At 65.7% G+C, this 24,702-nt stretch carries 20 protein-coding genes and 1 pseudogene; 6 read left to right on the top strand and 15 right to left on the bottom strand.

From position 1 onward, the window contains the following. Window positions 1-52 precede the first annotated feature (52 nt). The 4 genes from murJ to I6F38_RS09545 form a co-directional block, all read right to left on the bottom strand. Complete coding sequence (gene murJ, locus I6F38_RS09560) at window positions 53-1,582, bottom strand: murein biosynthesis integral membrane protein MurJ (RefSeq protein ID WP_016845981.1); 1,530 nt, start codon at window positions 1,580-1,582, stop codon at window positions 53-55. Window positions 1,583-1,625: 43 nt separating this feature from the next. Continuing rightward, window positions 1,626-2,777, bottom strand: coding sequence for a DegT/DnrJ/EryC1/StrS family aminotransferase (locus I6F38_RS09555; RefSeq protein ID WP_016845980.1), 1,152 nt, complete (start codon window positions 2,775-2,777; stop codon window positions 1,626-1,628). Between the two features lie 31 nt (window positions 2,778-2,808). Continuing rightward, entirely contained in the window at window positions 2,809-3,825 is a 1,017-nt protein-coding gene (locus tag I6F38_RS09550) for a Gfo/Idh/MocA family oxidoreductase (RefSeq protein ID WP_075968998.1), read from the bottom strand. A 251-nt stretch (window positions 3,826-4,076) separates the two neighbouring features. After that, on the bottom strand, window positions 4,077-5,489 hold the full coding sequence (locus tag I6F38_RS09545; RefSeq protein ID WP_172647660.1) for a mannose-1-phosphate guanylyltransferase/mannose-6-phosphate isomerase: 1,413 nt from the start codon (window positions 5,487-5,489) through the stop codon (window positions 4,077-4,079). 351 nt (window positions 5,490-5,840) lie between these two features. Between I6F38_RS09545 and I6F38_RS09540 the strand changes: the two genes are divergently transcribed. Together I6F38_RS09540 and I6F38_RS09535 are read left to right on the top strand one after the other, a co-directional pair. Continuing rightward, window positions 5,841-6,827 (top strand): lysylphosphatidylglycerol synthase transmembrane domain-containing protein, encoded by a 987-nt coding sequence (locus I6F38_RS09540; protein WP_016840373.1) that lies wholly within the window; start codon window positions 5,841-5,843, stop codon window positions 6,825-6,827. Window positions 6,828-6,837: 10 nt separating this feature from the next. Then, window positions 6,838-7,848, top strand: a complete 1,011-nt coding sequence (locus I6F38_RS09535; protein ID WP_016840372.1) for a hypothetical protein — start codon at window positions 6,838-6,840, stop codon at window positions 7,846-7,848. A gap of 5 nt (window positions 7,849-7,853) precedes the next feature. On the opposite strand, the gene I6F38_RS09530 is transcribed toward I6F38_RS09535, so the two are convergent. From I6F38_RS09530 to rfaD, 6 genes are all read right to left on the bottom strand, one after another. Continuing rightward, a complete protein-coding gene (locus I6F38_RS09530; RefSeq protein WP_016840371.1) occupies window positions 7,854-8,795 on the bottom strand; it encodes an NAD-dependent epimerase/dehydratase family protein in 942 nt (313 codons plus the stop codon). Beyond that, window positions 8,792-10,006 carry a glycosyltransferase family 4 protein gene (locus I6F38_RS09525; protein WP_038373023.1) on the bottom strand — a complete coding sequence of 405 codons (1,215 nt, stop codon included), beginning with the start codon at window positions 10,004-10,006 and terminating at the stop codon, window positions 8,792-8,794. The genes I6F38_RS09530 and I6F38_RS09525 overlap by 4 nt, the downstream gene beginning before the upstream one ends. A gap of 48 nt (window positions 10,007-10,054) precedes the next feature. Then, complete coding sequence (locus I6F38_RS09520) at window positions 10,055-11,968, bottom strand: nucleoside-diphosphate sugar epimerase/dehydratase (protein WP_016840369.1); 1,914 nt, start codon at window positions 11,966-11,968, stop codon at window positions 10,055-10,057. An 84-nt stretch (window positions 11,969-12,052) separates the two neighbouring features. After that, the gene (locus I6F38_RS09515) at window positions 12,053-13,333 is read right to left on the bottom strand and encodes an O-antigen ligase family protein (protein ID WP_016840368.1); all 1,281 of its coding nucleotides are present in this window, start codon (window positions 13,331-13,333) and stop codon (window positions 12,053-12,055) included. 8 nt (window positions 13,334-13,341) lie between these two features. Next, complete coding sequence (rfaE1, locus tag I6F38_RS09510; RefSeq protein WP_172647659.1) at window positions 13,342-14,814, bottom strand: D-glycero-beta-D-manno-heptose-7-phosphate kinase; 1,473 nt, start codon at window positions 14,812-14,814, stop codon at window positions 13,342-13,344. Between the two features lie 18 nt (window positions 14,815-14,832). Next, window positions 14,833-15,813, bottom strand: coding sequence for an ADP-glyceromanno-heptose 6-epimerase (rfaD, locus tag I6F38_RS09505; RefSeq protein WP_038380740.1), 981 nt, complete (start codon window positions 15,811-15,813; stop codon window positions 14,833-14,835). A 135-nt stretch (window positions 15,814-15,948) separates the two neighbouring features. Here rfaD and waaF point away from each other — a divergent pair, with 135 nt between their 5' ends. After that, window positions 15,949-17,013, top strand: a complete 1,065-nt coding sequence (gene waaF / locus I6F38_RS09500; RefSeq protein ID WP_194483239.1) for a lipopolysaccharide heptosyltransferase II — start codon at window positions 15,949-15,951, stop codon at window positions 17,011-17,013. On the opposite strand, the gene I6F38_RS09495 is transcribed toward waaF, so the two are convergent. Beyond that, the gene (locus I6F38_RS09495) at window positions 16,995-18,035 is read right to left on the bottom strand and encodes a glycosyltransferase family 4 protein (protein ID WP_225160185.1); all 1,041 of its coding nucleotides are present in this window, start codon (window positions 18,033-18,035) and stop codon (window positions 16,995-16,997) included. The two genes, waaF and I6F38_RS09495, sit on opposite strands and share 19 nt — an antisense overlap. Before the next feature lie 138 nt (window positions 18,036-18,173). On the opposite strand from I6F38_RS09495, the gene galE reads away from it, so the two are divergent. Further along, window positions 18,174-19,187 carry a UDP-glucose 4-epimerase GalE gene (gene galE / locus I6F38_RS09490; protein WP_172647657.1) on the top strand — a complete coding sequence of 338 codons (1,014 nt, stop codon included), beginning with the start codon at window positions 18,174-18,176 and terminating at the stop codon, window positions 19,185-19,187. Between the two features lie 109 nt (window positions 19,188-19,296). After that, entirely contained in the window at window positions 19,297-21,108 is a 1,812-nt protein-coding gene (locus I6F38_RS09485; RefSeq protein WP_225160133.1) for an ABC transporter ATP-binding protein, read from the top strand. A gap of 9 nt (window positions 21,109-21,117) precedes the next feature. Here the strand turns inward: I6F38_RS09485 and I6F38_RS09480 are convergent. Continuing rightward, a pseudogene (locus I6F38_RS09480) lies at window positions 21,118-21,411 on the bottom strand (membrane dipeptidase); the annotation flags it as partial. A gap of 172 nt (window positions 21,412-21,583) precedes the next feature. On the opposite strand from I6F38_RS09480, the gene I6F38_RS09475 reads away from it, so the two are divergent. Continuing rightward, on the top strand, window positions 21,584-22,285 hold the full coding sequence (locus I6F38_RS09475; RefSeq protein ID WP_225160131.1) for a fumarylacetoacetate hydrolase family protein: 702 nt from the start codon (window positions 21,584-21,586) through the stop codon (window positions 22,283-22,285). A 68-nt stretch (window positions 22,286-22,353) separates the two neighbouring features. Here the strand turns inward: I6F38_RS09475 and I6F38_RS09470 are convergent, their stop codons facing one another. The 3 genes from I6F38_RS09470 to I6F38_RS09460 form a co-directional block, all read right to left on the bottom strand. Beyond that, window positions 22,354-22,578, bottom strand: a complete 225-nt coding sequence (locus I6F38_RS09470; protein WP_057016719.1) for a hypothetical protein — start codon at window positions 22,576-22,578, stop codon at window positions 22,354-22,356. 134 nt (window positions 22,579-22,712) lie between these two features. Further along, the gene (locus I6F38_RS09465) at window positions 22,713-23,090 is read right to left on the bottom strand and encodes an SPW repeat protein (protein WP_225160130.1); all 378 of its coding nucleotides are present in this window, start codon (window positions 23,088-23,090) and stop codon (window positions 22,713-22,715) included. A gap of 19 nt (window positions 23,091-23,109) precedes the next feature. After that, window positions 23,110-24,474 carry an MFS transporter gene (locus tag I6F38_RS09460; protein ID WP_225160129.1) on the bottom strand — a complete coding sequence of 455 codons (1,365 nt, stop codon included), beginning with the start codon at window positions 24,472-24,474 and terminating at the stop codon, window positions 23,110-23,112. Between the last annotated feature and the right edge of the window lie 228 nt (window positions 24,475-24,702).

The raw sequence follows: 24,702 nt of genomic DNA, 5'->3' as shown, positions 1-24,702 counted from the left end.
GCGCGGCGCTATCACACAGCGGCCGCCTATGCATTTGATTTGACAGGTAAAACTATACGCGGCGCAGCGCGAACAGCCAGCCGCGGCCGAACAGCGTGAGGATCGACAGGGCGTAGACGAAGACGCCGACCGCAATCAGCAGTAGCAGGATCAGCTCATCGCGAAAGATCTGCATCGGCGCGAACCACACATAAGCGAAATGCGAGGTCAGCCACAGCGCGACCGCGAGCAGCACGCCGCATAGCGCGAAGGTGCCGAAGGAGCGGATCAGCGCCCGATCGAGCGCGAGGTAGCCGCGGCGCACGGCAAACATCAGCACCAGCAGCAGATTGACCCAGGCCCCGGTCGCGGTCGCGAGCGCGAGCCCGACCTGCGCCAGCGAGCCGACCAGTGCGATCTTCAGCGCGACGTTGACCGCGACCCCGGTCAGCGCCGCTTTCACCGGCGTTGCGGTGTCCTTGCGGGCGTAGAAGGTCGCGACCGCGCTGCGGATCATCACGAACGGAATGAGCCCGACCGCATAGGCCGCGAGCGTGGCCCCGGCGCTAGCGGCATCGGCCTTGGAGAAGGCGCCGCGGGCGAACATCGCGCGCATGATCGGATCGGCGACCGTCAGGAACGCCGCCACGAACGGCACCGAGAACAGCAGCGTGAAATCGAAGGCGCGGCGCTGCGCCGCCATGGCGCCGGCGTGATCGTCGGCGCTCAGGCGCCGCGACATCTCCGGCAGCAGCACGGTGCCGATCGCGATCCCGATCACGCCGATCGGCAATTGATTGAGGCGGTCGGCATAATACAGCGCCGACAGCGCGCCTGCGGGCAGAAAGGTCGCGATGATGGTGTCGGCGAACAGCGCCACCTGCGTGCCCATCGAGCCTAGCGTCGCCGGCCCGAGCGCGCGGAAGAAGCCGCGGACGTCCTCGTCGAGCCGCAAGGGCGCGAACCGCGGCAGGCCGCCGTGACGCGCCAGGTCGCCGGCGAGCAGGAAGAATTGCAGGAAGCCCGAGATCAGCACGCCCCAGGCCGCGGCGTGGCCCGCGCTCGGAAAGAAAGCCGCGAGCGCCAGCGTCATCATCATGGCGAGGTTGAGGAAGATCGGCGCCGCGGCGGCGCTGGCGAAGCGATGCATCACATTGAGCATGCCACCATAGAGCGTCACCAGCGTGATCAGCAGCAGATAGGGAAAGGTGATCCGCGTCAGCTCGATCGCGAGCTTGCGCTGCGCCGCGTCCTCGGTGAAGCCCGGCGCCAGGATGCTCATCGCCTGCGGCATGAACGCCATCGCCACCGCCAGCAGGATCACCTGCGAGGCGAACAGGAGCGTGAAGATGCGGTCGGCGAACAGCCGTGCCGACGCTTCGCCGCGCTCGCCATGGACATGGGCATAGGCCGGCACGAAGGCGGCATTGAAGGCACCTTCGGCGAAGATCGCGCGGAAATGATTGGGCAGCCGCAGCGCCACGAAGAAGGCGTCGGCAACCGGCCCGGCACCGAGGATCGCCGCGAGCATGATGTCGCGCGCGAACCCGGTGACCCGCGATAGCAGGGTATAGCCGCCGACGGTGAAGATGCGCCCAAGCATGCGCTGCTTCTAGCGCATGATTGCGGTCTGAAAAAGTTTCCTATCAGGCCGAAAGCGCGCTGCGCACAGCCGCGATGACGCGGTCTTGGGCCGCCTCGTCGAGATAGGCGTGCATCGGCAGGCTGATGACGTCGTCGGAGAGGCTTTCGCTGATCGCTAGGCCGCCGTCGGCGACCGGGAAATCACGGTAAGCGGTCTGCTGGTGCATCGACTTCGTGTAGTAGATCGCCGTCGGAATGCCTTGGGTCTTCAGCGTCGAGGCAAAGGCATCGCGGTCGGCCCCTTTCGGCAGGCGGATTGTGTATTGCGCCCACACCGAGGTGCAACCTGGCGCAAGGCGAGGCACGGTCACGATATTGCCGAGTCCGCGCGCGTAGCGCTCCGCCACTTGGTTGCGTGCCACGATCTCGTCGTCAAAAATCTTCAGCTTCTCGAGCAGGATCGCGGCCTGCATGGTATCGAGCCGCCCGGTGAGGCCGAGGCGGACATTGTCATATTTGTCCGAGCCTTGCCCGTGCACACGGATGCTGCGTAGCGCGTTCGCAAGTTCGTCATCATTGGTAAAGATCGCGCCGCCATCGCCAAAACAGCCGAGCGGCTTTGCCGGGAAGAAACTGGTCGCGGTCGCAAGCCCGAAGGTGCCGAGCTTGCGGCCCTTGTAACTCGCGCCAAAGCCCTGGGCGGCGTCGTCGAGCACGAACAGGCCCTCGGCTTCGGCAACCGCAGCCACCGCGTCATGATCGGCGCTCTGGCCGAACAAATCCACTGGAATGACACCAACCGGCTTTAGGCCACGCGACATCGCGGCGGCGATCCCGCGCTTGAGCGAATTGATATCGATATTGAATGTCGTCTCGTCCACATCGACGAAGAGGGGTGTCGCGCCAGTGAGCGCCACCGCTTCGCCGGTCGCGCAGAACGTGAAAGACGGGCACAGCACGGCGTCGCCCGGCCCGACATTCTTCGCCATCAGGACCATCAAGAGCGCGTCAGTGCCGCTGGAACAGCTCACCACATGCTTTGCGCCGCTATAGTCGGCCAGCGCCTTCTCCAGCGCGGTCACTTCCGGGCCATTGACGAATTGGCAATGGTTGAGCACGCGGGCGACTGCATCATCGACCGATTTGCCGAGCCGCTGGCGCTGCGCGGCAATGTCTATGAAGGGAACGGGCTCTGGACGCATGTGTTGGTTCATGAAGCTTTCGCGCGTGTTTTCAAGTTGCAAATTAGCCGGCGATCCGGCGCGGCCCCTTGCGCATCGTCGAGGCGGCGGGCCGCGCGGGCGATTCCAGGCAGCGGATCGCGATCTCGAGGCTCGCCACGCCCTCGTCGCCGGACACCGCCGGCAGCTTGCCGCCGCGTACGGCATCGAGGAAGGCGATCAGTTCGGCGCGCAGCGGCTCGTCGTGACCGACCGGCAGATGACGCATCGAATAGCTGCCGTCCGGCTTGAAGCCGAAACATTCGGTGACCTGACGCGTGAGCAGATCGCCCATCACATACTTGCCGCGGGTTGCGACCGTCACGTTGCGCGCCTTGAACGGCGTCAGCCAGTTGGTGTTGATGTGGGCGAGCACGCCGGACGCGGTACGAAACTGCAGCAGCGCGATGTCCTCGCGCTCGGCGACCGCGCTCGAGAGCTGCGGCTGCACCTCGACGATGTCGGACTCGGTGAACCAGCGGATCAGGTCGATGTCGTGCACGGCAAGATCGATCACGACGCCGACATTGGACATTCGCGGCGGAAACGGGCCGACCCGGGTGATGCCGATCGACAGGATGTCCTCGCCCGAGATCGCCTTCTTGATCGCGGCGACCGCCGGATTGAAACGCTCGACATGTCCGACCATCAGCGTGACGCCGGCCTGCTCGGCGGCCGCCACGATCTCGCGGCCCTCTTCGACCGTGGATGCGACCGGCTTCTCGACCAGGATGTGAATGTTGCGCGCGACGCAGGCGAGCGCGATCTCGTGATGCAGATGGGTGGGAGCTGCGATCGTCACCGCATCGATGCCCTCGGCGAACAGCTGATCGAGGCTTTCAAAGGCGCGGCAGCCGACCAGGTCGATGGCGCGCGTGCGATGTTCCGGCAGCGGATCGACGATGCCGATCAACAGCACCCCCGGCAGTCCGGCCAGCACGCGGGCATGGTTGCTGCCCATCACGCCGGCGCCGATCACGCCGACGCGCAATGCGCGGCCGATATCGGCCTTCGCGCCGGCTGCGGACATTTTTGCATTCATATCGTAGACCCCAAGTAACGTTCTGGCGGTTGTCCCGGCTTCTCAGGGAGCCATCCCGGCTCCGAGGGAATCAGCACCAAGGCCCCTCTGCCCGATCCGCGCCTTTGGCGCAAATCACGACCCGCTTCGTTGGCAGCCGCTATAGCACGGCGTCACAAATGTGGCGAATGCCAACGGCGAAATCCGGACACGTTTTGATTCAAAGAGTTACATCGCCCGCGACTCGATCTTGAGCGCGGGGCCCGTTCGCCTCAGGTGCGCCGATAGTCATCCTCGATGCGGATGATGTCGTCCTCGCCGAGATAGCTGCCGGTCTGCACCTCGATCAGCTCGAGCTGGATCTTGCCCGGGTTCTCCAGCCGGTGCACCGCGCCGATCGGGATGTAGATCGATTCGTTCTCGTGCACCGTCTTGATCAGCTCGTTGACGGTGACCTGTGCGGTGCCGCGCACCACGATCCAGTGCTCGGAGCGGTGATGGTGCTTCTGCAGGGACAGCCGTCCGCCCGGCTTGACGACGATGCGCTTGACCTGGTGGCGATCGCCATTGTCGACCGACTGATAGGAGCCCCAGGGGCGATGCACCTTGATGTGATTCTCGGTCACCTCCGGCGCCGCGACTTTCAATTTCGCTACCAGCCGCTTCAGCCCATTGGCGTCCTTCTGGCGTGACACCAGCACGGCGTCCTGGGTCGCGACCACGACGAGATCGTCGACGCCTTCGAGCGCAACCAGCGCCCGGTCGGTCGAGACGTTGCAATTGCGGGAGTCTTCGAACACCGCCTTGCCGCGCGCAGAGTTGCCGAGGCTGTCCTTGTCCGACAGCTCCCAGACCTGGCGCCACGAGCCGATGTCGGACCACCCGCACGCCACCGGCACCACCGCGGCACGCGATGTCTTCTCCATGACCGCGTAATCGATCGAGATCGCCTTCGCCGCGCCGAAGGCCTGCGCATCGAGCTTGACGAAGCCGAGATCGCGCGCCGCCGACGCAACCGACTGCTCCACCGAGGCCACGCTGTCCACATCGACATTGCGGTACTCGTCGAGCAGCACGCCGGCGCGGAACATGAAGTTGCCGCTGTTCCAGAGATAGCCTGCATCGATATAGCCCGCTGCGGTCGCGGCATCCGGCTTCTCGACGAATTTCGCCACCGCGCGCACCTCGCCGGCGACCACCTCGCCCGGATTGATGTAGCCGTATTCGGTGGCAGGCCGCTCCGGCTTGACGCCGAACGTCACGATGCGGCCGGCGTCCGCAGCGACCAATCCGCCGCGGCACGCGGCGACGAAGGCCGCCGTGTCCCGCACCAGATGGTCGGCGGCCAGCGCCAGCACGATCGCTTCGCTGTCGCGGCTCTGCGCGAACGCCGCACCGGCCGCAATCGCCGGCCCCGAGTCGCGGCGCATCGGCTCCAGCAGCACGTCGGCCTCGCGGCCGATCTCGGCCAGCTGCTCCAGCACCATGAAGCGATAGGCCTCGTTGGTGATCACGATCGGACGCTCGAACAGGCCGGCGTCGGAGACCCGCAGAAGTGTCTCCTGGAAGGTCGAGCGGGCCCCGAACAGCGACAGGAACTGTTTCGGATGCACCTCGCGTGACGCCGGCCACAGCCGCGTGCCCGCGCCGCCGCACATGATCAGGGGAATAATTCGTCGATCCATCGATGCCTCAAATCCTGTCGTGCAAGTCCCGTCGTATCCGCCCGCGGACGACATACCAAATCGGCCCGGGCCGTGGCGGCCGGTGGCCCTGTTGCTTCGGAAGCACTATCCAAGCAGTAGCACGCGCCCCCATGCGCCTGGTCGGATTTTACCGGTAACGTAAATCCCCGGTGAGTGGCCGGCCGTCCCCCGTTCCGGCCTCTTTAGCCACCCCTTCGCGCCTGCCGCAATAGGGACCAGTACGGGTATTGCCAGATCGGCGCGGAAACCATACCAAGGCGGCGAATTTGGGCGCGCGAAGGCGTTTTGCGCTGTTTTGACACATTCTGAAACCTGGCAGCGCGAACGGAAATGCGCCGAATCCTGCTTTCGACCGTCAAGATCCTGATCTCGGCCGCGCTGCTCTATTTCTCGCTGCGTAAGGTCAATCTGTACGACCTTGCCGCCCGTATCCAGGTCGAGAGCCTGGGCTGGCTCGGCCTCGCGATCGCGGTCACGTTCCTGCAGATCTTCCTCGGGGTGTTGCGCTGGCGGGAGATCAGCGTGGAGTGCGGAGCCCCGCTGGAGACAGGCCAGGCCATGCGCTTCAACGTGATCGGCACCTTCTTCAACCAGACACTGCCGTCCTCGATCGGCGGCGACGCGGTCCGGCTTTGGCTCGTCGCGCGCGCCGGTGCGGGCTGGCGCGCAGCCACCTATTCGATTTTCGTCGACCGCGCGATCGGGCTGATCGCCCTCGCCGTCGTCATCGCCGCCACCCTGCCCTGGAGCTATCGGCTGATTTCTGATTCCCACGGCTGGATGGCGTTGCTGCTTCTCGACCTCGCCGCACTCGCGGCCGGATTTGGCTTCCTGCTGATCGGCGTGTTGCCTTGGGTCTGGCTGAAGCAATGGTGGGCGACGCATCACATCCACGCCTGCGCGGTCATCGCGAACCGGGTGTTGTTCAGCCGCAAGCGCGGATTGAGGGTTGCAATTCTCTCGATCGCCATTCACGTGGTGACCGTCGTGATCGCCTGGTGCGTGGTGAAATCGATCACCGCGCCCGTCACCTTCGGCCAGATATTCCAGTTGTTGCCGCCGGTGATGCTGATCACGATGATGCCGATCTCGATCGCGGGCTGGGGCGTACGCGAGGCCACGATGGCGCTGGCCTTCGGCTACGCCGGATTGATCGCCAATGAAGGCGTCAACATCTCGCTGTTATTCGGCGCGGTATCGTTCGTGGTTGGCGTGTTTGGCGGCCTGGTCTGGATCCTGAGTCCGGAAAAGGCCGCCAAGGGCACAGAACCGATCGAAGTCCCGGGATCGCAATCGCGAGTCCCGGGATCGCAATAGCCGGACCAGAATGAGCGCTTTCGAAATCCTCCTGTCATTGATCGCGGCGGTTCTGGCTGCGTCGATCTCGGCTGTCCTGATCCAGGCGACGCGGCCGCTGCTGCTGCGTGTGGCGCTGGCGAAGCCGAATGCGCGTTCGTCGCACCGTATTCCAACGCCGCAGGGTGCCGGCATCGCGGTCACGGCGGCGACGCTGCTGGCGGGCGGAATCGTCATCGTCCTGGCCGGATCGCAGAACCTGACTATTCCCTTCATCGTCTTCGCGGCCTGCCTGTTCATCGCGGTGGTGGGTTTTGCCGACGACATCCGCTCGCTGCCCGTCGTCCCGCGGCTGCTGCTGCAGGCCGCCGCCGTTGCGGCCGTGGTGTTTTCCGCGCCTGATGGTCTCAGGCTGGTTCCGGCCGGCCCGGTTTGGCTCGAACGCGGCCTGCTGCTGATCGCCGGCCTCTGGTTCGTGAACCTCGTCAACTTCATGGACGGGCTCGACCTGATGACCGCGGCCGAGGCCGTGCCGATCACCGTGGCGATCGCCCTGCTCGGCAGCTTCGGCTATCTCCCCGCAGCTCCCGCGCTGGTCGCGGCAGCGCTGTGCGGCGCGCTGCTCGGCTTCGCGCCGTTCAACCGGCCGGTCGCAAGGATATTCCTCGGCGATGTCGGCAGCCTGCCGATCGGCCTGCTGCTCGGCTGGTGCCTGCTCGAGCTCGCCCTGCACCGGCAGTTCGCCGCCGCGCTGTTGCTGCCGCTGTACTATTTGACGGATGCGACGGTCACGCTGTTTCGCCGCATGGCGCGGCGCGAGCCTTTCTGGGCCGCGCATCGCTCGCACTTCTACCAGCGCGCGACCGACAATCGATTCACGGTGTGGCGCGTCGTCGGCGAGGTGTTTGCGCTGAACGCGGTGCTGGCGCTGCTCGCATTCGCATCGGTTGCCCTCAATTCGCTCACCGCAGACATCGCGCTGCTGCTGACCGGCGCGCTCGCCGTCGCCTGGCAGCTGTGGCGATTCTCGCGACCGCTCTGATCGCCTCAGCTGTCCGTTTGACGCAGCGCGCGCCGCAGCCCCTCGTCGAGGCTGATCGGCTGCTGCCATCCGGTGCCCGCGATCTTGGAAAGATCAAGCTCGAGCGAGGCGAACAGGCTGTCATAGGCTTCCTTGCGGCCGCTGATCCCGAGCGCCATCTTCAACAGCAGCGGCGGCAGCCAGAACAGACGCGGCGAGGTGTCCGCCGCCCGGGCCAGACGCTCGACGAATTCCCGCGTCGAGACCTGCTCGCGGTCAGCCACCAGGAACACGTCGAAATCATCTCCCGGGTGCGACAACCGGTGCAAGATGAACGACGCGAGGTTTTCCGCCGACAGGAACGCGCGGCGATTCTTCACATAAGCGAGCGGTAGCGGCAAGCCATTGAGCACCGCGCGCTTGAGCAGGGCGAAATTTCCCTTCGCACCGGCCCCGTAGATTAGCGGCGGCCTGATAACGGTCACCCTCATGCCGCTGCCCGGCACAATTTCCTTCAAGCCGACCTCGGCGGCCGCCTTCGAGTTTCCGTAGAGGCCGCGCGGCGTCAGGACATCGTCCTCGCGAAACGGAAGACGCCCGTAATTGCTGCGCCCATGCACCAGGATCGTGCTGACGAAAATGAAATCACGAATGCCCGCAGCGACCGCGGACCGCGCCAAATGCAGCGTGCCCTCGATATTGACGTTGCGATAGAGCTCTATCGCGCGTTCGTCGGACTGCTGATGAACGCGGGCCGCAAGATGCACAACCGCCTCCACCCCGTCGAGCGCGGCGCGCCAATCGGTGGCGGGACTGAGCGAGCCGATCATCACGTCGTTTGCATCGCGCGGTGGAGTTCGCACCGCGCGTCGCACCACCCAGCCGCTGCGCGCCAGCGCGGGCACCACATGGCGGCCGACAAAGCCGCTGGCGCCCGTCACCAGAACCGTCCGGTGACCATTATTCATACCGTCCGCTCCACATCGCGATTGGATAGCAGCTCCCGGACCAGCGCAGCGTAGCTCGCGAGCGCCCGCTCGGAACTGAAGTTCCGCGCGGTCGCGACTGCGCGCTCGGCCATCGCGGCGTCCTGCGATCGCGACGCCTGGCGAATGGCATCGGCGAGTTGATCGGGCCTTCCCGGCGTGACGACCCAGCCCAGCCGGTTTTCGCTGACGGTGAGCGCGGCCTCGGCCTCGGGCTCGGAGACGAGAATGACGGGGCGGCCGGCCGCGAGCAGATTATAGAACCGGCTCGGCACCGACACGCCGGCGACGTCCTTGCGATAGGGAATGAGCCAGACGTCCGCGCTGGAGAGCAGCGCATCGAGTTCGCTGTCCGCGACGCGGTCGACCAGCGTGACGTTGGCAAGCCGCGCGGTGGCCTGCAGCTCCTTGAGCCGCGCGAAGCCGATGCCCCATCCCGAGAGCAGGAAATGGATCTCGCCTTCGTCACGCAGCAGTCGCGCGGCCTCAAACACGATATCCGGATCGTGGGTGAAGCCGAGATTGCCGGACAGCCCGACGACGAAGCGGGCGGCGATGGCCTTGCGAAACGGATTGTCGGGGCTCACGGGACGGTTGCCGGGCGCGAGCGTGGCCCAGTTCGGGATGAACCTGATCTTGTCCTGTGTCATTCCGCCATAGCGCAGCAGTAGCTTCTCGGCGTCGCGGCCGATCACGATGACAGCGTTCAGGGACCGGAACATCAGCGCGTTGATCGCGCGCATCGCCCGCGCGACCAGCGAGGACGGCCGCAGCAGCCCGGCCATCACGAGCACATCTGGAAATAGGTCGTGCAGGATCAGCGCCGACTTGGCCCCCTTCAACCTTGCCGCGGCGGCAACCGCATAAGGCAGCGCGAAGGGAGCGGTCACCGTCAGCGCCACGTCGCCCCGCTTCAGGCGCGACAACAGCGCAAAAAAGATCCGGCCGGTGAACAGCGCCTCGGCCAGCGCGCGCTTGATCAGCGCCGCCTTTCCAGGCAGCCAGTTCCTGATCTCGACGACGGCGGGACGCCCGGGCGCCGGCGCCCGCGCCGAGCCCGGCATCCCGGAGACCACCATCACCTCCGACTCCTGCGCGATCCGTTCGGCGATCGCAGACATGATCGCGGCGGTCGTGCTGTGGTCCGGTGGATAGTGCTGGCTGACGACCACGACTTTTCGAGAACTACGCATCAATGGCTTTCGAAACGGTCCTGTCTCGGCGTCCGCAGAACGGCGCGGTCAGGCGGCATTCGATCCGAACTCGGGCACGGCGTCCTGAAGGACGGCGCGGATGGTCACACGGTCATCTCTCTCGATCGCATCCTCCAGCGCCGCGAGCCACTTGCGCAGCCTCGACATCGGAGGCTGGTTCGGCTTGGCGGCCATGACGCCGGCGACGCCGATTTCGAGCGTCGGCTCCTGGCTTGCGAACAGGATCTCGTTCAGCCGCTCGCCGGGACGGATGCCGCTGAACACGATCTCGACGTCGACGCCGGGTTGCAGGCCCGACAAACGGATCATCCGCTCGGCGAGATCGACGATCTTCACCGGTTGCCCCATGTTCAGCACATAAACCGAGACGTCGGGCCGCGCCGGCGTCACGGCGTGCGTCGCTGCGGTGATCACGAGATCGCAGGCCTCGCGGATCGTCATGAAGTAGCGAACCATGTCCGGATGGGTCACCGTGATCGGTCCGCCGGCCTCGATCTGCGCCTTGAATTTCGGCACCACCGATCCATTGGACGCCAGCACGTTGCCGAACCGCACCGAGATCAGCCGCATGTGCGGCTTGCCCTTTGCCTCGGTCATCAGGTCATGGTCCAGCGCCTGACAATACATCTCGGCGAACCGCTTGGTCAGGCCCAGCATCGACACCGGCTCGATCGCCTTGTCGGTCGAGATCATCACCATCGCGCTCGCGCCCGCGGCATGCGCGGCGTCGGCCACGTTCACCGACCCGAAGATGTTGGTCTTGACCCCTTCGCTCCAGTCGCGCTCCAGGATCGGTACATGCTTGAGCGCCGCGGCATGGAACACGATGTCGGGCTTGAACTCGCTCATCAGCCGCGTGATGCGCTCGCGATCCCGGATATCGGCGATCCGGCCTTCGATCTCGGGGCCGGAGTCACGCGCGGACAGCGCCTCGGTGACCGCATAGAGCGCCGGCTCCGAGTTCTCCACGACCAGGAGGCGCGCCGCGCCGAAGGTCGCGACCCGTTCGCAGATTTCGGCGCCGATCGAGCCGCCGCCGCCGGTCACGATGACGGACTTGCCCCGCACCAGCGTCTCGAGCCGCGCGTAGTCGATCTTCTGGCTCGGGCGCAGCAGCAGGTCCTCGACGGCGACGTTGGTCAGTCGCGGCGCGTCGCCGCCTTCCAGCGACGGCAGGCGACTGACCATCACGCCGAGCCGCCGGGCGCGCATCAGCACGCTTTCCGGATGCGCTTCGGGTTCGAAGGCCGACGGTGTCATGACCACGCGCTTGATCGGCCGCTGGCGGGTCTCGAAATCCCGAATCACGGCCTCGATGTCGTCGACGCCGCCGACCACGGGAATGTTGCGGATCATCTGGCCGCGGTCCGCGTCCGACGGCGAGAGCACGCCGACCGGCCAGAGCCGCTTGATCGCGCCATTCTCGATGCCGCGCAGCACGACTTCGGCATCGGCCGTACGTCCGACCAGCAGCGCCGGCGCGGCGTTGTCGGATCGGGCATGCAGGCGCGTGCGCGAATAACGGAAATAGCGGTAGCCGAGGCGCAACGCGCTCAGCGCGAACACCTCGAGGAAGAAGAACAGGATGATCGTGACCCGGCCGAGGAACACCGGGCTTTGCGAATTCGTGCCGGTGAAGAAGTAGACGTAGTCCAGCACGACCAGTGCCAGGGTCAGCACGGCTGCAACCCGCAGGATATTCACCGCGTCCGGCAGCGAGGTGAAGCGCCATTTCGCCGTGGTCAGATTGGAGAAATAGCTGACGAAAACGCTGAACAGCACGAACCAGGGCAGAATCAGCAGCAGATGCGGCAATCGATCGGTGAGGAGGCTGCCCTCGAAACGCAGATAGAAGCTCGCCAGCAACGCAAACGTCGTCGCGAGAGCGTCATGCACCAAAATCAGGAAATTGCGCAGGGTGAGTTGTGAAAGACGCGTCATCTAACGGACGGGTTGCCGGCAACTGGGAGTTCGCGATGAGACATTGGCAGGCTGATAGCGTATCTGCAGCGCCCTTGCCAGCGATCATGGACGAGCAGGCGGTTCGGGTTCCATACCGGCCCCCAATTGCCCCTTCAACGCCATGCCGCCCGCAACTCCGACGCCCAGCACATACATCCAGCCCTCATGAAAGTCGAAGATGTGTGAATTAAACAACGAACTAGAAATATTCTGTACCACGACGAGAAGCCCGATCCAGTTGACGAGACCGTCGCCGCGGAACAGCAAAAGGTGCAGGAGCCACATCGCGTACAGTATCGCCACACCCACAATGCCCCACTGCACGGCGACGTTCAACGTTTGATTGTGGGGGTTTCCGATCACTTCGCCGGAGGCCTGGGTCACACCGCCCTTCGCGACGCGCTCGAACAGGCCCCGCGTCGCGCCGGTGCCATGGCCGATCACCGGAGCCTCGGCGAAGAAGCCGAGCGACTTGCGCCAGAATTCGAGCCGCAAGCCGAGCGAGGTCGGCTCGTTGCGCTCCATGTAGAGCTTGTAGTCGCGCTCGAATGACTCGGCCGTCGAGCGCAATTGCGAAGAGCCGTACCACGCCACCACGGATAACGCGGCGGCCGCACAAAGGATCAGGACGATGCTGCGCCAGCGCAGATGGAGCAGCGCAAACACCGCGAACATGATCGGAACCGTCACCAATGCAGTCCGCGACACCACCACCATCGCCATGTTGGCGAACAGGCTGAGCGCAATCGCGATCAGCAACATGGCCGGCAGGATGCGCTTGGCCCGCAGCAGCATCACGACCGGATAGGCCAGCGCGACCGCGCACAACGTGAATTCCTGGCTCTGGTCGATGTAGTTCTTGACGAAGACTCCCTGCTCGCCAGGCGCGGGCGCCCTCAGTGCGAGGTGCGGATAGGCAAGCACCAGCCAGGACATCAGCATCAGCAGCGTGCAGGAGACGAGGAAAGCGACAAACACCCAGGTCCCGCGGTCCGAGCGCTGGAAATGATAGAGCAGGACCGGGAGCACGAGGAGCTTCGCGGTCGGCCCGACCGCGTAGAATCGCGCGCCCCAGGCCGCGTCCGACCAGAGCGTGCCGACAAGCGCGAGGCAAAACAACGCGACCGGCGCCAGGCAGATCGGCCGCTTCAGCAGCGCCCAGAACGCCTTCAGATCGACCGTCGGCGCAATCGCGATCAGCAGCACCACGCCGAAGATGCCGACCAGCGAGGTCGACCACGGCAGCGACAGCGCAATCAGGACCGCGACCACATCGGTCGCGGTCTGCCAGCGCGCCGGATCGCGCCAGGCCGGACACGCCGCGGCGCCTGCCGGGGATGCCATGCTTGCGCTCACGCCTTGCCCTCACGGGCCCGCGCAACCAGCGACGTCGTGCTGTGGCCGGCCAGGATCTCGACCAGCACCACCTCGCCGCCGGCCGCTTCGACGATCTCGTGGCCGACCACCTGCTCGCGGGTATAGTCGCCGCCCTTGACCAGCACGCTCGGCCGCACCTGCGTGATCAGATTGATCGGCGTGTCCTCCTCGAAGATCGCGACGAGGTCGACGGCTTCCAGCGCCGCCAGCACCTCGGCGCGGGCGCGCTCGTTCTGCACCGGACGTCCCTCGCCCTTCAGCCGCTTCACCGAGGCGTCGCTGTTCAACCCGACGACCAGGCGGTCACAGGCGCCGCGCGCGGCGGTCAGCACCTTGACGTGGCCGGGATGCAGGATGTCGAAGCAGCCATTGGTGAAGCCGATGCGCAGATCCTGCCGGCGCCACTCCGCAAGGTGTGCATCGATGTCGCCGCCGGCCGGGACGATCTTCTCCTCGGCCGCCAGCGAAGCGTGCGGCAGGATCCTTCGGCGCAATTCGGCGGACTTGACGATCGCGGTGCCGGTCTTGCCGACCGCAACCGCCGCCGCCGCGCTCGCGATCCGCAGCGCGCCTTCCCAGTCGGCCCCACCCGCCAGCGCCAGCGCCAGCGCCGCGGCAACGGTATCGCCGGCGCCGGAGACGTCGCGCACCTTGACCGGCAGCGCCGGCACATGGATCGATTCGCCGCCCCGCGTCACCAGCGTCATGCCGCGCTCGCCCTGCGTCACCAGCATCGCCTCGCAATCCGCGAGATACATCGCATCGGGCGCGGCCTGCGCGATGCTGTCCTGGCTGTCGGCGCGGCTGCGGGTCGCCTCGGCGAATTCCTTGCGGTTCGGCGTCAGCACGGTCGCGCCGCGATAGATCGCAAGATTGGCGCTCTTGGGGTCGACGATGACGCGCTTTTGCGCCTGGCGCGCGGCGTCGATCACATTGCGGATCACGCGCGCGGTGAGCACGCCCTTGGCGTAGTCCGACAGCAGCACGATGTCGGCCCGCGCAAGTCGCGGCAGGATCGCGTCGATCAGCTGCTGCTCGATGGCCGGCGCGGCCGGCGCGGCGAGTTCCCAGTCGGAGCGCAGCATGTGGGTGGAGAATTGCTCGGAGACGAAGCGCACCTTGCGCGTGGTCGGACGCGCGGCGTCGCTCACCAGCACGGTCTCGACAGCGGCCTCCTTCGCCAGCGCCTCGGCCAGCACCGCGCCGGCGGCGTCCTCGCCGATCAGGCCGACGAAGATGCAGCGCCCGCCAAGCGCGGCGATGTTGCGCGCGACGTTGCCGGCGCCGCCGATATTGGTCTCGCTGCGCCTGACCGCGATCACCGGCGCCGGCGCCTCCGGCGAGATTCGCGACACCTCGCCATAGACGAACTCGTCGAGCATGAGATCGCCGACGCAGAGCACGGTCTGGCCGGACATTGCACGCGAGATCGCTTCAAAATCGAACATCAGTCACCGTCATCCGCACTAGCGATAGCGATCCGCGCGATCGAGAAAGCCCGTCACATAGGCCCCGACTGCGTCTTCCAGGCGGGTAAAACCGCCATTGTACCCGGCGCGCCCGAGACGATCGACGACGCTCTGGGTGAAGTACTGGTAGCTGCCGCGGATCTGCTCGGGCATGTCGACATACTGGATGTTCGGCTCCAGCCCGAGCGCGCCGTAGGCCGACACGATCAGGTCCTTGAAGCTGCGCGCCTTGCCGGTACCGACATTGAACAGCCCGGATACCCGCGGCGTCGCGATCAGCCACATCATCACCCGCACGACGTCGTCGACATAGATGAAGTCGCGGCGCTGATCGCCGTCGGCGATGCCCTCGCGATGCGACTTGAATAGCTGCACGACGTGGCCCGCCTTGATGTCGTCGAAGCGGCGCGCGAGCACGCTCATCATCGGGCCCTTGTGGTATTCGTTGGGGCCGAACACGTTGAAGAATTTCAACCCGGCCCATTGCGGCGGCAGGCGCTCGCCCTTCGCCGCGCGCTCGGCGACCGCAAGATCGAACAGGTTCTTGCTCCAGCCGTACAGGTTCATCGGCCGCAGCCGCTTCAGCGCCTCGACTGACGCGTCGTCGTCAAACCCCCGTTCGCCGTCGCCATAGGTGGCGGCGGAGGAGGCGTAGATGAACGGCGTGGCATTTGCCGTGCACCAGTCGAGCAGCCGCATCGAGAGGCGGAAATTGGTCTCGATCACCAGATCGCCGTCGGTTGCCGTGGTCTCGGAGATGGCGCCGAGATGGATCACGGCGGTGAGCCGTCGCCCCTTCAGCCAGTCGCCCAACTCGGCTGGCGGAACGACATCGGCAAGCTGCCGCTTGGCGAGGTTCCGCCACTTGCCGTCCTGCCCAAGCACGTCACAGACCGCCACGTCGCTGCGCCCGGCGTCGTTCAACGCGGCCACGACGTTCGATCCGATAAAACCGGCGCCCCCGGTTACCAGAAACATGATGAAATCCCGCCAGATTCCTTTGCAGCCGTCAGCTTTGCCCCACTCCCGCGTCGCAGGCAACGACGGCTTTACCTCTCATCGCGAACCGGTTACCGACTTGGCCACGCCCGACCGGTCCTGGCCTATTTAGAAATGAATCTTGATTCAATATCTGATATCGAAACACAGGATACCGAGGATACCAGACCTATCCTCGTCGTGCCCTATGTTTGGATCGGCGATTTCGTGCGCGGCCACACCGTGGTCCGGGTGCTCCGCAAGCGCTGGCCGAACCGGCCGATCGACCTTCTGACATCCCGGCTTTGCGCCCCTTTGGTCGATTATATGCCCGATGTTCGTGCCGGGATCGTGTTCGACCTGCCGCGCAGCCGGCTGGCGCTGGCCCAGCAGCAGGCCCTCGCGGCCGAGCTTCGCAGCCGGAACTACGCCACCGCGCTGGTGCTGCCGCGGACCTGGAAGGCCGCCCTCGCGCCGGCGCTGGCGGGCATCCCGGAACGGGTCGGCTTCTTTGGCGAGGGGCGGTTCGGCCTGATCAACGCGATGCGATGGGGCGAAAAGCGGCAGCCGCGCTTCATCGACAAGAACGCGATCCTGGCGCTGCCTGACGGCGCCGCCCGCCCGCCGGAATGGCCGGTGCCGCAGCTCCGGGTTCCCGCGCACGACATCGAACGCTGGCGGCAGGCCAACGGCCTCGGCCGCGGTCCCGCCATCGCACTCGGCCCCGGCTCGGTCGGCGCCTCGAAACGCTGGACCTATTATCCGGAGGCCGCGCGGCTGTTCGCCGAACATGGCTTCGATGTCTGGGTGGTGGGCGGCCCCGGCGAGAAGGCGCTGGCGCAGGAGATTTCGGCTGTCGGCGGCGCGCGGGTCCGCGACCTCACCGGCACCGATCTGCGCAACGGCATCCTTGCGATGGCCGCGGCCAGCGTCGCCGTGACCAACGACTCCGGGCTGATGCACATCGCCGCCGCAATCGGCACGCCGACCATGGGCATCTTCGGTCCGACCGATCCTTATCTCTGGGCGCCCCTCAACGGCCTTGCCGCGACGGTGCTGCAAACCAAGAGCAAGTTGTCGTGCCAGCCGTGCCAGCGCACGGTCTGCACCATGAACGACCATCGCTGCATGCGCGACATCGCAGCCGAAGAGGTCGTGGAGATTGCGCAGCGCGTGCTGGCTCAGGTCAGCGCGCTGTAGACCCTGGCGATCGCGCCCGCTTCCGCATCGAGGCTGAACTTATCCACAACTCGTTGCCGCGCGCGCCCCCCCATCGCCGCGGCCGCTGCCGGATCACGCATCAAGGGCTCGAGCGCGGCCACCAGCGCGTCGGTGTCGCCGGGCGGCGTCAGCACGCCGGTGACGCCGTCCTCGACCACGAACTCGGCCGCGCCCGCACGCGCCGCCACCAGCGCCGCACCCGCCGACATCGCCTCGATCAGGGTCAGGCCGAAACCTTCATTGCGCGAGGTAAAGGCGTAGATCGTCAGCCGCTGGTACCAGCGCACGACATCCTCGATCGGCAGTTCGCCCGTGATGATGATGCGCGATTGCAGGCCGGCGGCCTCGATCTTCCGCTTCAGCTCGTTGGCAAAGGCGAGTTGCTCCGGCACCACGGCGCCGACGATGACGGCGGTGAAATCGGGATAGCGCGGCAGCAGCCTGCACATCGCCTCGACGAAGACGTCGCTGCCCTTCTGCGCGCGCACCCGCCCGAAGCAGCCGATCGCATAGCGTCCCGGCAGTCCGCTCTCGGCGAAGGCTGCCGCGCGATCGGCGGGCGGCGCATAGCGATCGGTGTCGACGCCGTGCATCACCACTGTCGCATCGCGCTTCAGATAGGAGGCCGACAGCGGACTGGTGGCGATGATCGCATCCATGTTGCGGATCAGCCAGCGCGTCAGCCAGGTGTGATGGCGCTGCGCCGCCGAGGTGAAGATCAGTTTCAGCGGCCAGCCGAGCGCGCGCAGCACGAGCCCGACGATCATCTCGTCGTTGCGCCGCGCATGCCAGATCAGCGGCGATGCGCGCCGCCACAGGTGCAGGAGATCTGCAAATCCGATCGCGTCGATGCCGTCGGGCCGATGCGAGCCGAGCCAGCCTGCGCGAAACATCTTTGCGAGTTTCGGCGCGACCATGCGGTTAGTCGCGGTGACACCCGAAAAGCGTCGGTGCAGATTGGGCACGATGAGCTCGAGCTCGCCGGCAGGTGTGTTCTCGATCGGCACGCAAGTCTCCGTTTCGTGCCAGTTCCTATACGCAACATTAAGCATAGTGGCCAGTTCGGCCGCGGCGAAACCCCCTCTTCACCGCACTCCCGCTAGCATCGTCGGTTAAAGAATATCGGGAGAGCTCTACCCATGACCGTGCTCGTGACCGGCGGCGCCGGCTATATCGGAAGTCACATGGTTCATGCGCTGGTCGATGCCGGCGAGAGCGTCGTCGTGATCGACAACCTTTCCACCGGCTTCTCCGCGTTCCTGCCCGAAGGCGTGCCGCTGTTCATCGGCGATGCCGGCGACGAGAACCTCGTCGAGGGCGTGATCGCCCAGCACGGCATCGACAGCATCATCCATTTCGCCGGCTCCGTCGTGGTGCCGGACTCGATGCGCGATCCGCTCGGCTACTACCGCAACAACACCATGACGACGCGCAGCCTGCTCAACGCCGCGGTGAAGGGCGGCGTCAGCCGCTTCATCTTCTCCTCGACCGCGGCCGTCTACGGCAACCCAGACCAGGTGCCGGTGCCGGAGATCGCACCGACCCGTCCGCTGTCGCCCTACGGCTCGTCGAAGCTCATGACCGAGATCATGCTGCACGACGTCGCGTCCGCTCATGGCATGAGCTACGTCGTGCTGCGCTACTTCAACGTCGCCGGCGCCGACCCGAAAGGCCGCGTCGGCCTTGCCACCATCGGCGCCACCCATTTGCTCAAGATCGCGGTCGAGGCCGCGACCGGCCAGCGCGCCAAGATCGACGTGTTCGGCACCGACTATCCGACCCAGGACGGCAGCTGCATCAGGGATTTCATCCATGTCAGCGACCTCGTCGAGGCGCATCGCTCGGCGCTGTCCTATCTGCGCGCCGGCGGGCAATCGGTGACGATGAATTGCGGTTATGGCCGCGGCTATTCCGTGCTCGAGACGATCGAGGCGGTACGCCGGGTCTCGATGCGCAATTTCGCGGTGGCCTACGCCGCGCGCCGGCCCGGCGACATCATGACCATGGTGGCCGACACGACCAGGATCCGCTCGCTGCTCGACTGGACCCCGCGTTATGATGATCTCGAGACCATCGCGAGCCATGCGCTGGCCTGGGAGGAGAAGCTGTTCCGGGAGCGCGCCAGCTCCGCCCGACAGGCGGAATCGGCCTAAAAAACAAACCGTTATCAAGCAGTTATTGTGCTTGAAAAAGCCCCGCCAAGCGGGCAAGGAGGTCCCGCAACCCTGACGGCCGGCGCTGCCCGCCGTCAATGGAACGCGGATGGCCCAGTTTCCAAAGAAAATTACCGACGATCCCTATGGCGCGGCGATCCTGATTCGCCGCCTGGTCATGGAACAAGGGATTAACTATTGGCGGCGCTATCTGACGGCGTTCGCCCTGATGGCCGTTGCGGCCGGCTCGACCGCCGGCGCCACCTACGTGCTCGGCCAGGTGATCAACCAGGCCTATGTCGACAAGAACATCCCCGGCATCGCCATGTTCGCCGGGATCACGGTGGTGCTGCTGTTCATCAAGGGCGTGGCGACCTACGGCCACATGGTGATCCTGAACAAGATCTCCAACGCCATCCTCGCCAGCAACCAGCGGCAACTATTCGCCAAGCTGATGAGCGAGAGCATCGGCTTCTTCTCGCAACGGCACTCGTCGGAATTCCTGGCGCGGCTCACGGCCGGCGCCAAGTCAATCACCGACGTGCTCAACATGCTGGTCAATGCGATCGGCCGCGACTTCCTGATGCTGATCAGTATGGTCGCCGTCATGGTCTGGCAGGACCCGCTGATGTCGTTCATCGGGCTCGTGGCGGTGCCGCCGGCGATGCTGATGCTGCGCAAGCTGGTGAAGCGGATCAAGGGGCTCGCCTACAACCAGTTCACCGGCACCGCCGACATCATGGAGACGATGCAGGAATCGCTGCAGGGCATCCGCACCGTGAAGGCGTTCACGCTGGAAGGCACCATGCAGCAGCGGATCGACGAGCACATCGCAACCGTCGAGAGCAATGCCAACAAGATGGCGCGCGTCGCCAACCGTTCCAATCCGCTGATGGAGATGCTCGGCGGCTTCGCGGTCGCCGGCTGCCTGATGTATGGCGGCTACAGTGTGGTGGCGCTCGGTTCCACTCCGGGCCAGTTCTTCACGTTCCTGACCGCGTTCCTGATGGCGACCGAGCCGGCCAAGCGGCTGGCGCGGCTCAACATCGACCTCAACAGCCAGTTGGTCGGCGCGCGGATGCTGCTCGAGGTGGTCGACAGCCCGGCGAGCGAACAGACCGATGACGACAAGCCTGCGCTGAAACTCTCCGACGCGCGGATCGAGCTGCGCGACGTCAGCTTCGCCTATCGGCCGGGCGAGCCGGTGCTGAACCGCATGAGCTTCGTGGCCGAGTCCGGCAAGGTGACCGCGCTGGTCGGCCCCTCCGGCGGCGGCAAATCGACCGTGCTGGCCTTGCTGCTGCGCTTCTACGAGACGCGCGAGGGCGACATCCTGATCGACGGACAATCGATCTCCCAGGTGTCGCGCAAGTCGCTGCGGCAGCAGACCGCCTATGTCGGACAGGACGTCTATCTGTTCCGCGATACCATCCGTGCCAACATCGCCTTCGGCAAGCAGGGCGCCAGCGAGCAAGAGATCGTCGACGCCGCCAAGGCCGCCTGCGCGCACGACTTCATCATGAGCTTCCCGCTCAGCTATGACACGCCGGTCGGCGAGCACGGCACCCAGCTGTCCGGCGGGCAGCGCCAGCGCATCGCGGTCGCCCGCGCCTTGATCAAGAACGCGCCTATCATCCTGCTCGACGAGGCCACCGCCGCGCTCGACTCGGAGTCCGAGAAGCAGGTGCAGGAAGCGATCGAGCATCTCTGCCAGGGCCGCACCACGATCGTGATCGCGCACCGCCTGCACACCATCATGCATGCCGATGCGATCCTGGTGGTCGAGGGCGGCGAGATCGTCGAGCGCGGACGGCACGAGGAGTTGCTGCGCCGCGGCGGCCGCTACGCCTCGTTCTTCCGCCTGCAGCACCACCACGACCCGTCGCCGCTGGCGCTGGCGCCGATCAGCGCCACCGTCTAGATCTTCTTCTCATCCCCTCGGGGCAATGCCTGCGCGGAGCACGCGCAGCACGTTGCCGCCCATGACCTTGCGGATGTCGTCCTCCGAGAACCCGCGCGACATCAGCGCCTGGGTCACGGCGACGATCTCGCCGGCATCGAAGCCCGTGGTGGTCGAGCCGTCGAAATCCGAGCCGAGACCCACATGGTCGATCCCGACCAGATCGCGGAAATGGGCGATCGCCCGCGCCACGTTGTTCGGATCGAGCGAGCAGACCGCGCCTTGCCAGAAACCGATGCCGACCACGCCGCCGGTCCGCGCGACACCCCGGACTTCGTCTCATGGGCAGCACCGCCTTCGTCGACCAAAGGCGGCCGCGCTCGGCGGAAAGCTGGCCTCACCTCTGCGCCGGATGCAGCCGCGGCCACTAGCCCTGAGCGGCGTAAGCGCGTAAATACCGCGCGCGCTCCCTCCTTCAACCCTCCGGGACCCGTTCATGAACGCCGCATCCACCGTCATTCCGCTTCCCCCGCAGCCCTCGCTTCCCGTCGTCGGCGAATCCGGCACCTATCCGGTCCGCCGCATCTGGTGCGTTGGCCGCAACTATCTCGAGCATATCAGGGAGATGGGCAATGACGAGCGCGCGCCGCCGTTCTTCTTCGCCAAGCATGCCGACATGCTGGTGCCCGATGGCGCGATCATCCCCTATCCGCCGCTGACCAAGGACCTGCATCACGAGGTCGAGCTGGTGGTGGCGATGAAGAGCGGCGGGCTGAACATTCCCGCCGACAAGGCGCTCGAGCATGTCTACGGCTATGCCGTCGGCATCGACCTGACCCGCCGCGACCTGCAGATCGCCTCGCGCAAGAAGGAACGGCCCTGGGAGATCGGCAAGTCGTTCGACTATTCCGCGCCCTGCTCGGCGATCCAGCCGGCCGCAAAGATCGGCCACCCGACCGCGGGCAAGATCTGGCTGACCGTCAACGGCAAGGAAGCGCAGAAGGGCGACCTCACCGAGCTGATCTGGAACGTGCCTGAAATCATCTGGCAGCTCTCGCAGCAGGTGAAGCTCGCCGCCGGCGACATCATCATGACCGGCACGCCCGCCGGCGTCTCGCAGCTGCAGGTGGGCGACAAGCTCGAATGCGGTGTCGACGGCGTCGGCAAGCTCGCGGTGACGATCGGCAAGCCGGAATAACCGCCTCAGCAGACGAGGCAAGGCCCAAAGCCCCGGACCTCAGGTCCGGGGCTTTTTGCTGTGCGCGGTCAGCGCATCGTGCCGGGCATGCAGGGCGGCTCGGTGAACGGGGCGGTCGCGAACGATCCGACCTTCGGCGCGCGCACACAATCGGTGGTCTTGCTGCTGACCGTCGTTGTCGTCATCGAAGCATTGGCGCGCCGCACCGCAGCGTTGTTGCCGGCGGCGGACGCCTGCGCCGAACAGGCGGCTGCCGCAACCAGCGCAAGCGCTGCGAGGGTCAGTTTGGTCATGGGATTTCTCCGTACAGTGGATGAAGCCGACCTAGCTCGGCTCCTGTGTTCAGGACCGCGCGCGCCCGGAAATTATTTCATCACGCGCGATCACCGCGCCGCGAGCGCCCGATCACATCAGTTGGAGCGGGATCCTACTGCCTTTCGGCGGCCTGCGACGCCGCCGGACCGAGATGCGTCTTCTCGTACTCGAGCCACAGTTCGAGCAGCGCCATGAAGGCCACCACCGCGCCGGCGGCGATGGCAAAATGCATCGCGCGGGTATGCGCGAAGCCGAGCAGCCAGGGCGAGACGATCAGCCAGCACCCGACGACCAGGTTGATCCATTCTTCCCAGATCGAAAACGCGACGATCGCCGCCAGCGACATGATCGCGACCGCCGCGCCGCTGATCCTGAGATCGATCGCCGCGGTCGGATTGGCCTGCACGAACAGCCACGGCGCAGCAAGCAGGAAGATCGCTGCAACGAGGTTATAGAGATCGAGAGCCGATTCTTTTCGCCATTTCATCATCTGCCGCTCCATTGCTGACTCAAGCCCGACGTTCATGCGCGCCGGCCGCATTGATGTCCTTGCCGGTGAAGTCGGTCATTAGCGCGGTCGCGACCAGCGTGATGACGGCGCAGAGCGCGATGTAGACCGCGATCGCGATCCACGAATGATAGGTGCCGTACAGCCACGCCGCGATCAGCGGCGCCGGACCGCCGGCGATGACGGACGCGAGCTGATAGCCGAGCGAGGCGCCGCTGTAGCGCAAGCGCCCGGTAAAGCTTTCGGCGATCAGCGCGGCCTGCGGCCCGTACTGCATGTCGTGCGGAATGAGCGAGAGAATGATCGCGAGGAAGATGATCGACGCCGATCCGGTATTGAGCATCGCGAAGTAGATGAAGCCGAAGATGCCGGTCACCAACGCGCCGATCATGTACATGTTCTTGCGGCCGATCTGGTCCGACAGGTGCCCGAACACCGGGATCGAGACGAACGACAGCACCGAGGCCGCGAGCACCGCGGTGAGCAGGAAATCGCGCGAGACGTGCAGCGTGCCGGTGCCGTAGGAAAACACGAAGGCGGTGAAGATGTAGAACGGCGCCTGCTCGGACATCCGCGCGAAGGCGGACAGCAGGATCTCCTTGGGATGGTCCTTGATCACGGTCAGCATCGGCGTGCGGTCGAGCTGACGCTCGGCCAGCAGCCTGGTGAAGACAGGCGTTTCCAGAATGCCGAGCCGGATGTAGAGGCCGACGCCGACCAGGACGATGCTGAGCGCGAACGGAACGCGCCAGCCCCACGCCAGGAACTGGTCGCCCGACATCTGGCTGAAGGCCAGCACGGCGAGATTGGCGAGGAACAGCCCGCATGGCACGCCGAATTGCGGCCATGACGCGATCAGGCCGCGGGAGCGATCGTTGCGCGCCCATTCCATCGACATCAGCACCGAGCCGCCCCATTCGCCGCCGACGCCGACGCCCTGGATGAAGCGCAGCACGGTCAGGATCACCGCGCCCCAGATGCCGATGCTGGAATAGGTCGGCACCAATGCGACCGCCGCGGTCGCCAGGCCCATCAACAGCAGCGTCGCGATCAGCGTCGACTTGCGGCCGATGCGGTCGCCATAGTGCCCGAAGATCGCAGCCCCGATCGGCCGCGCGACGAAGCCGACCGCGTAGATGGCGAAGGCCTCCAGCGTGCCGACCCAGGGATCGGAATTCGGAAAGAACAGTTTCGCGAACACCAGGCCGGTGACGGTGCTGTAGAGAAAGAAGTCATACCACTCGATCGCGGTCCCGATCGTGGAGGCGATCACCGCACGGCGCATCTGGAGCTGATGCTCGGATGGCGTGAGCTGGTTGGCGTCGAGGCCGGGAGTTGGACGAAGCGTTGGGCCAAATGTTGCCATGGGGGTGTCTCCCTCGCAGGCCCCCGGACGGATATTGACTGTGGTTCGTTTGAGTACGAACGATAACACGCCCCGGAAAGTTCCACCGGAAGGGACCGTCGAGGCTTGAACTTTAGTCGGCCACGGCGAGCGACAATCGCAACCGTCCGGTACGCCGAAGGCGCCGTCCGTCTCCCGCACCGAGTACCGGATCATGCTTTGCACATGGCTGCCGGATGCACCCGGCAG

Source organism: Bradyrhizobium sp. BRP56 (assembly GCF_020194035.1).
In the GTDB taxonomy this organism is placed as follows: domain Bacteria; phylum Pseudomonadota; class Alphaproteobacteria; order Rhizobiales; family Xanthobacteraceae; genus Bradyrhizobium; species Bradyrhizobium australafricanum.
This window is presented reverse-complemented; position numbering and strand designations above follow the sequence as displayed.

Excerpts from the sequence above, each read along its gene's own strand:
- murJ (WP_016845981.1), bottom strand. The coding sequence starts at position 1,582 with ATGCTTGGGCGCATCTTCACCGTCGGCGGCTATACCCTGCTATCGCGG.
- I6F38_RS09555 (WP_016845980.1), bottom strand. The coding sequence starts at position 2,777 with ATGAACCAACACATGCGTCCAGAGCCCGTTCCCTTCATAGACATTGCC.
- I6F38_RS09550 (WP_075968998.1), bottom strand. The coding sequence starts at position 3,825 with ATGAATGCAAAAATGTCCGCAGCCGGCGCGAAGGCCGATATCGGCCGC.
- I6F38_RS09545 (WP_172647660.1), bottom strand. The coding sequence starts at position 5,489 with ATGGATCGACGAATTATTCCCCTGATCATGTGCGGCGGCGCGGGCACG.
- I6F38_RS09540 (WP_016840373.1), top strand. The coding sequence starts at position 5,841 with ATGCGCCGAATCCTGCTTTCGACCGTCAAGATCCTGATCTCGGCCGCG.
- I6F38_RS09535 (WP_016840372.1), top strand. The coding sequence starts at position 6,838 with ATGAGCGCTTTCGAAATCCTCCTGTCATTGATCGCGGCGGTTCTGGCT.
- I6F38_RS09530 (WP_016840371.1), bottom strand. The coding sequence starts at position 8,795 with ATGAATAATGGTCACCGGACGGTTCTGGTGACGGGCGCCAGCGGCTTT.
- I6F38_RS09525 (WP_038373023.1), bottom strand. The coding sequence starts at position 10,006 with ATGCGTAGTTCTCGAAAAGTCGTGGTCGTCAGCCAGCACTATCCACCG.
- I6F38_RS09520 (WP_016840369.1), bottom strand. The coding sequence starts at position 11,968 with ATGACGCGTCTTTCACAACTCACCCTGCGCAATTTCCTGATTTTGGTG.
- I6F38_RS09515 (WP_016840368.1), bottom strand. The coding sequence starts at position 13,333 with ATGGCATCCCCGGCAGGCGCCGCGGCGTGTCCGGCCTGGCGCGATCCG.
- rfaE1 (WP_172647659.1), bottom strand. The coding sequence starts at position 14,814 with ATGTTCGATTTTGAAGCGATCTCGCGTGCAATGTCCGGCCAGACCGTG.
- rfaD (WP_038380740.1), bottom strand. The coding sequence starts at position 15,813 with ATGTTTCTGGTAACCGGGGGCGCCGGTTTTATCGGATCGAACGTCGTG.
- waaF (WP_194483239.1), top strand. The coding sequence starts at position 15,949 with ATGAATCTTGATTCAATATCTGATATCGAAACACAGGATACCGAGGAT.
- galE (WP_172647657.1), top strand. The coding sequence starts at position 18,174 with ATGACCGTGCTCGTGACCGGCGGCGCCGGCTATATCGGAAGTCACATG.
- I6F38_RS09485 (WP_225160133.1), top strand. The coding sequence starts at position 19,297 with ATGGCCCAGTTTCCAAAGAAAATTACCGACGATCCCTATGGCGCGGCG.
- I6F38_RS09475 (WP_225160131.1), top strand. The coding sequence starts at position 21,584 with ATGAACGCCGCATCCACCGTCATTCCGCTTCCCCCGCAGCCCTCGCTT.
- I6F38_RS09470 (WP_057016719.1), bottom strand. The coding sequence starts at position 22,578 with ATGACCAAACTGACCCTCGCAGCGCTTGCGCTGGTTGCGGCAGCCGCC.
- I6F38_RS09465 (WP_225160130.1), bottom strand. The coding sequence starts at position 23,090 with ATGATGAAATGGCGAAAAGAATCGGCTCTCGATCTCTATAACCTCGTT.
- I6F38_RS09460 (WP_225160129.1), bottom strand. The coding sequence starts at position 24,474 with ATGGCAACATTTGGCCCAACGCTTCGTCCAACTCCCGGCCTCGACGCC.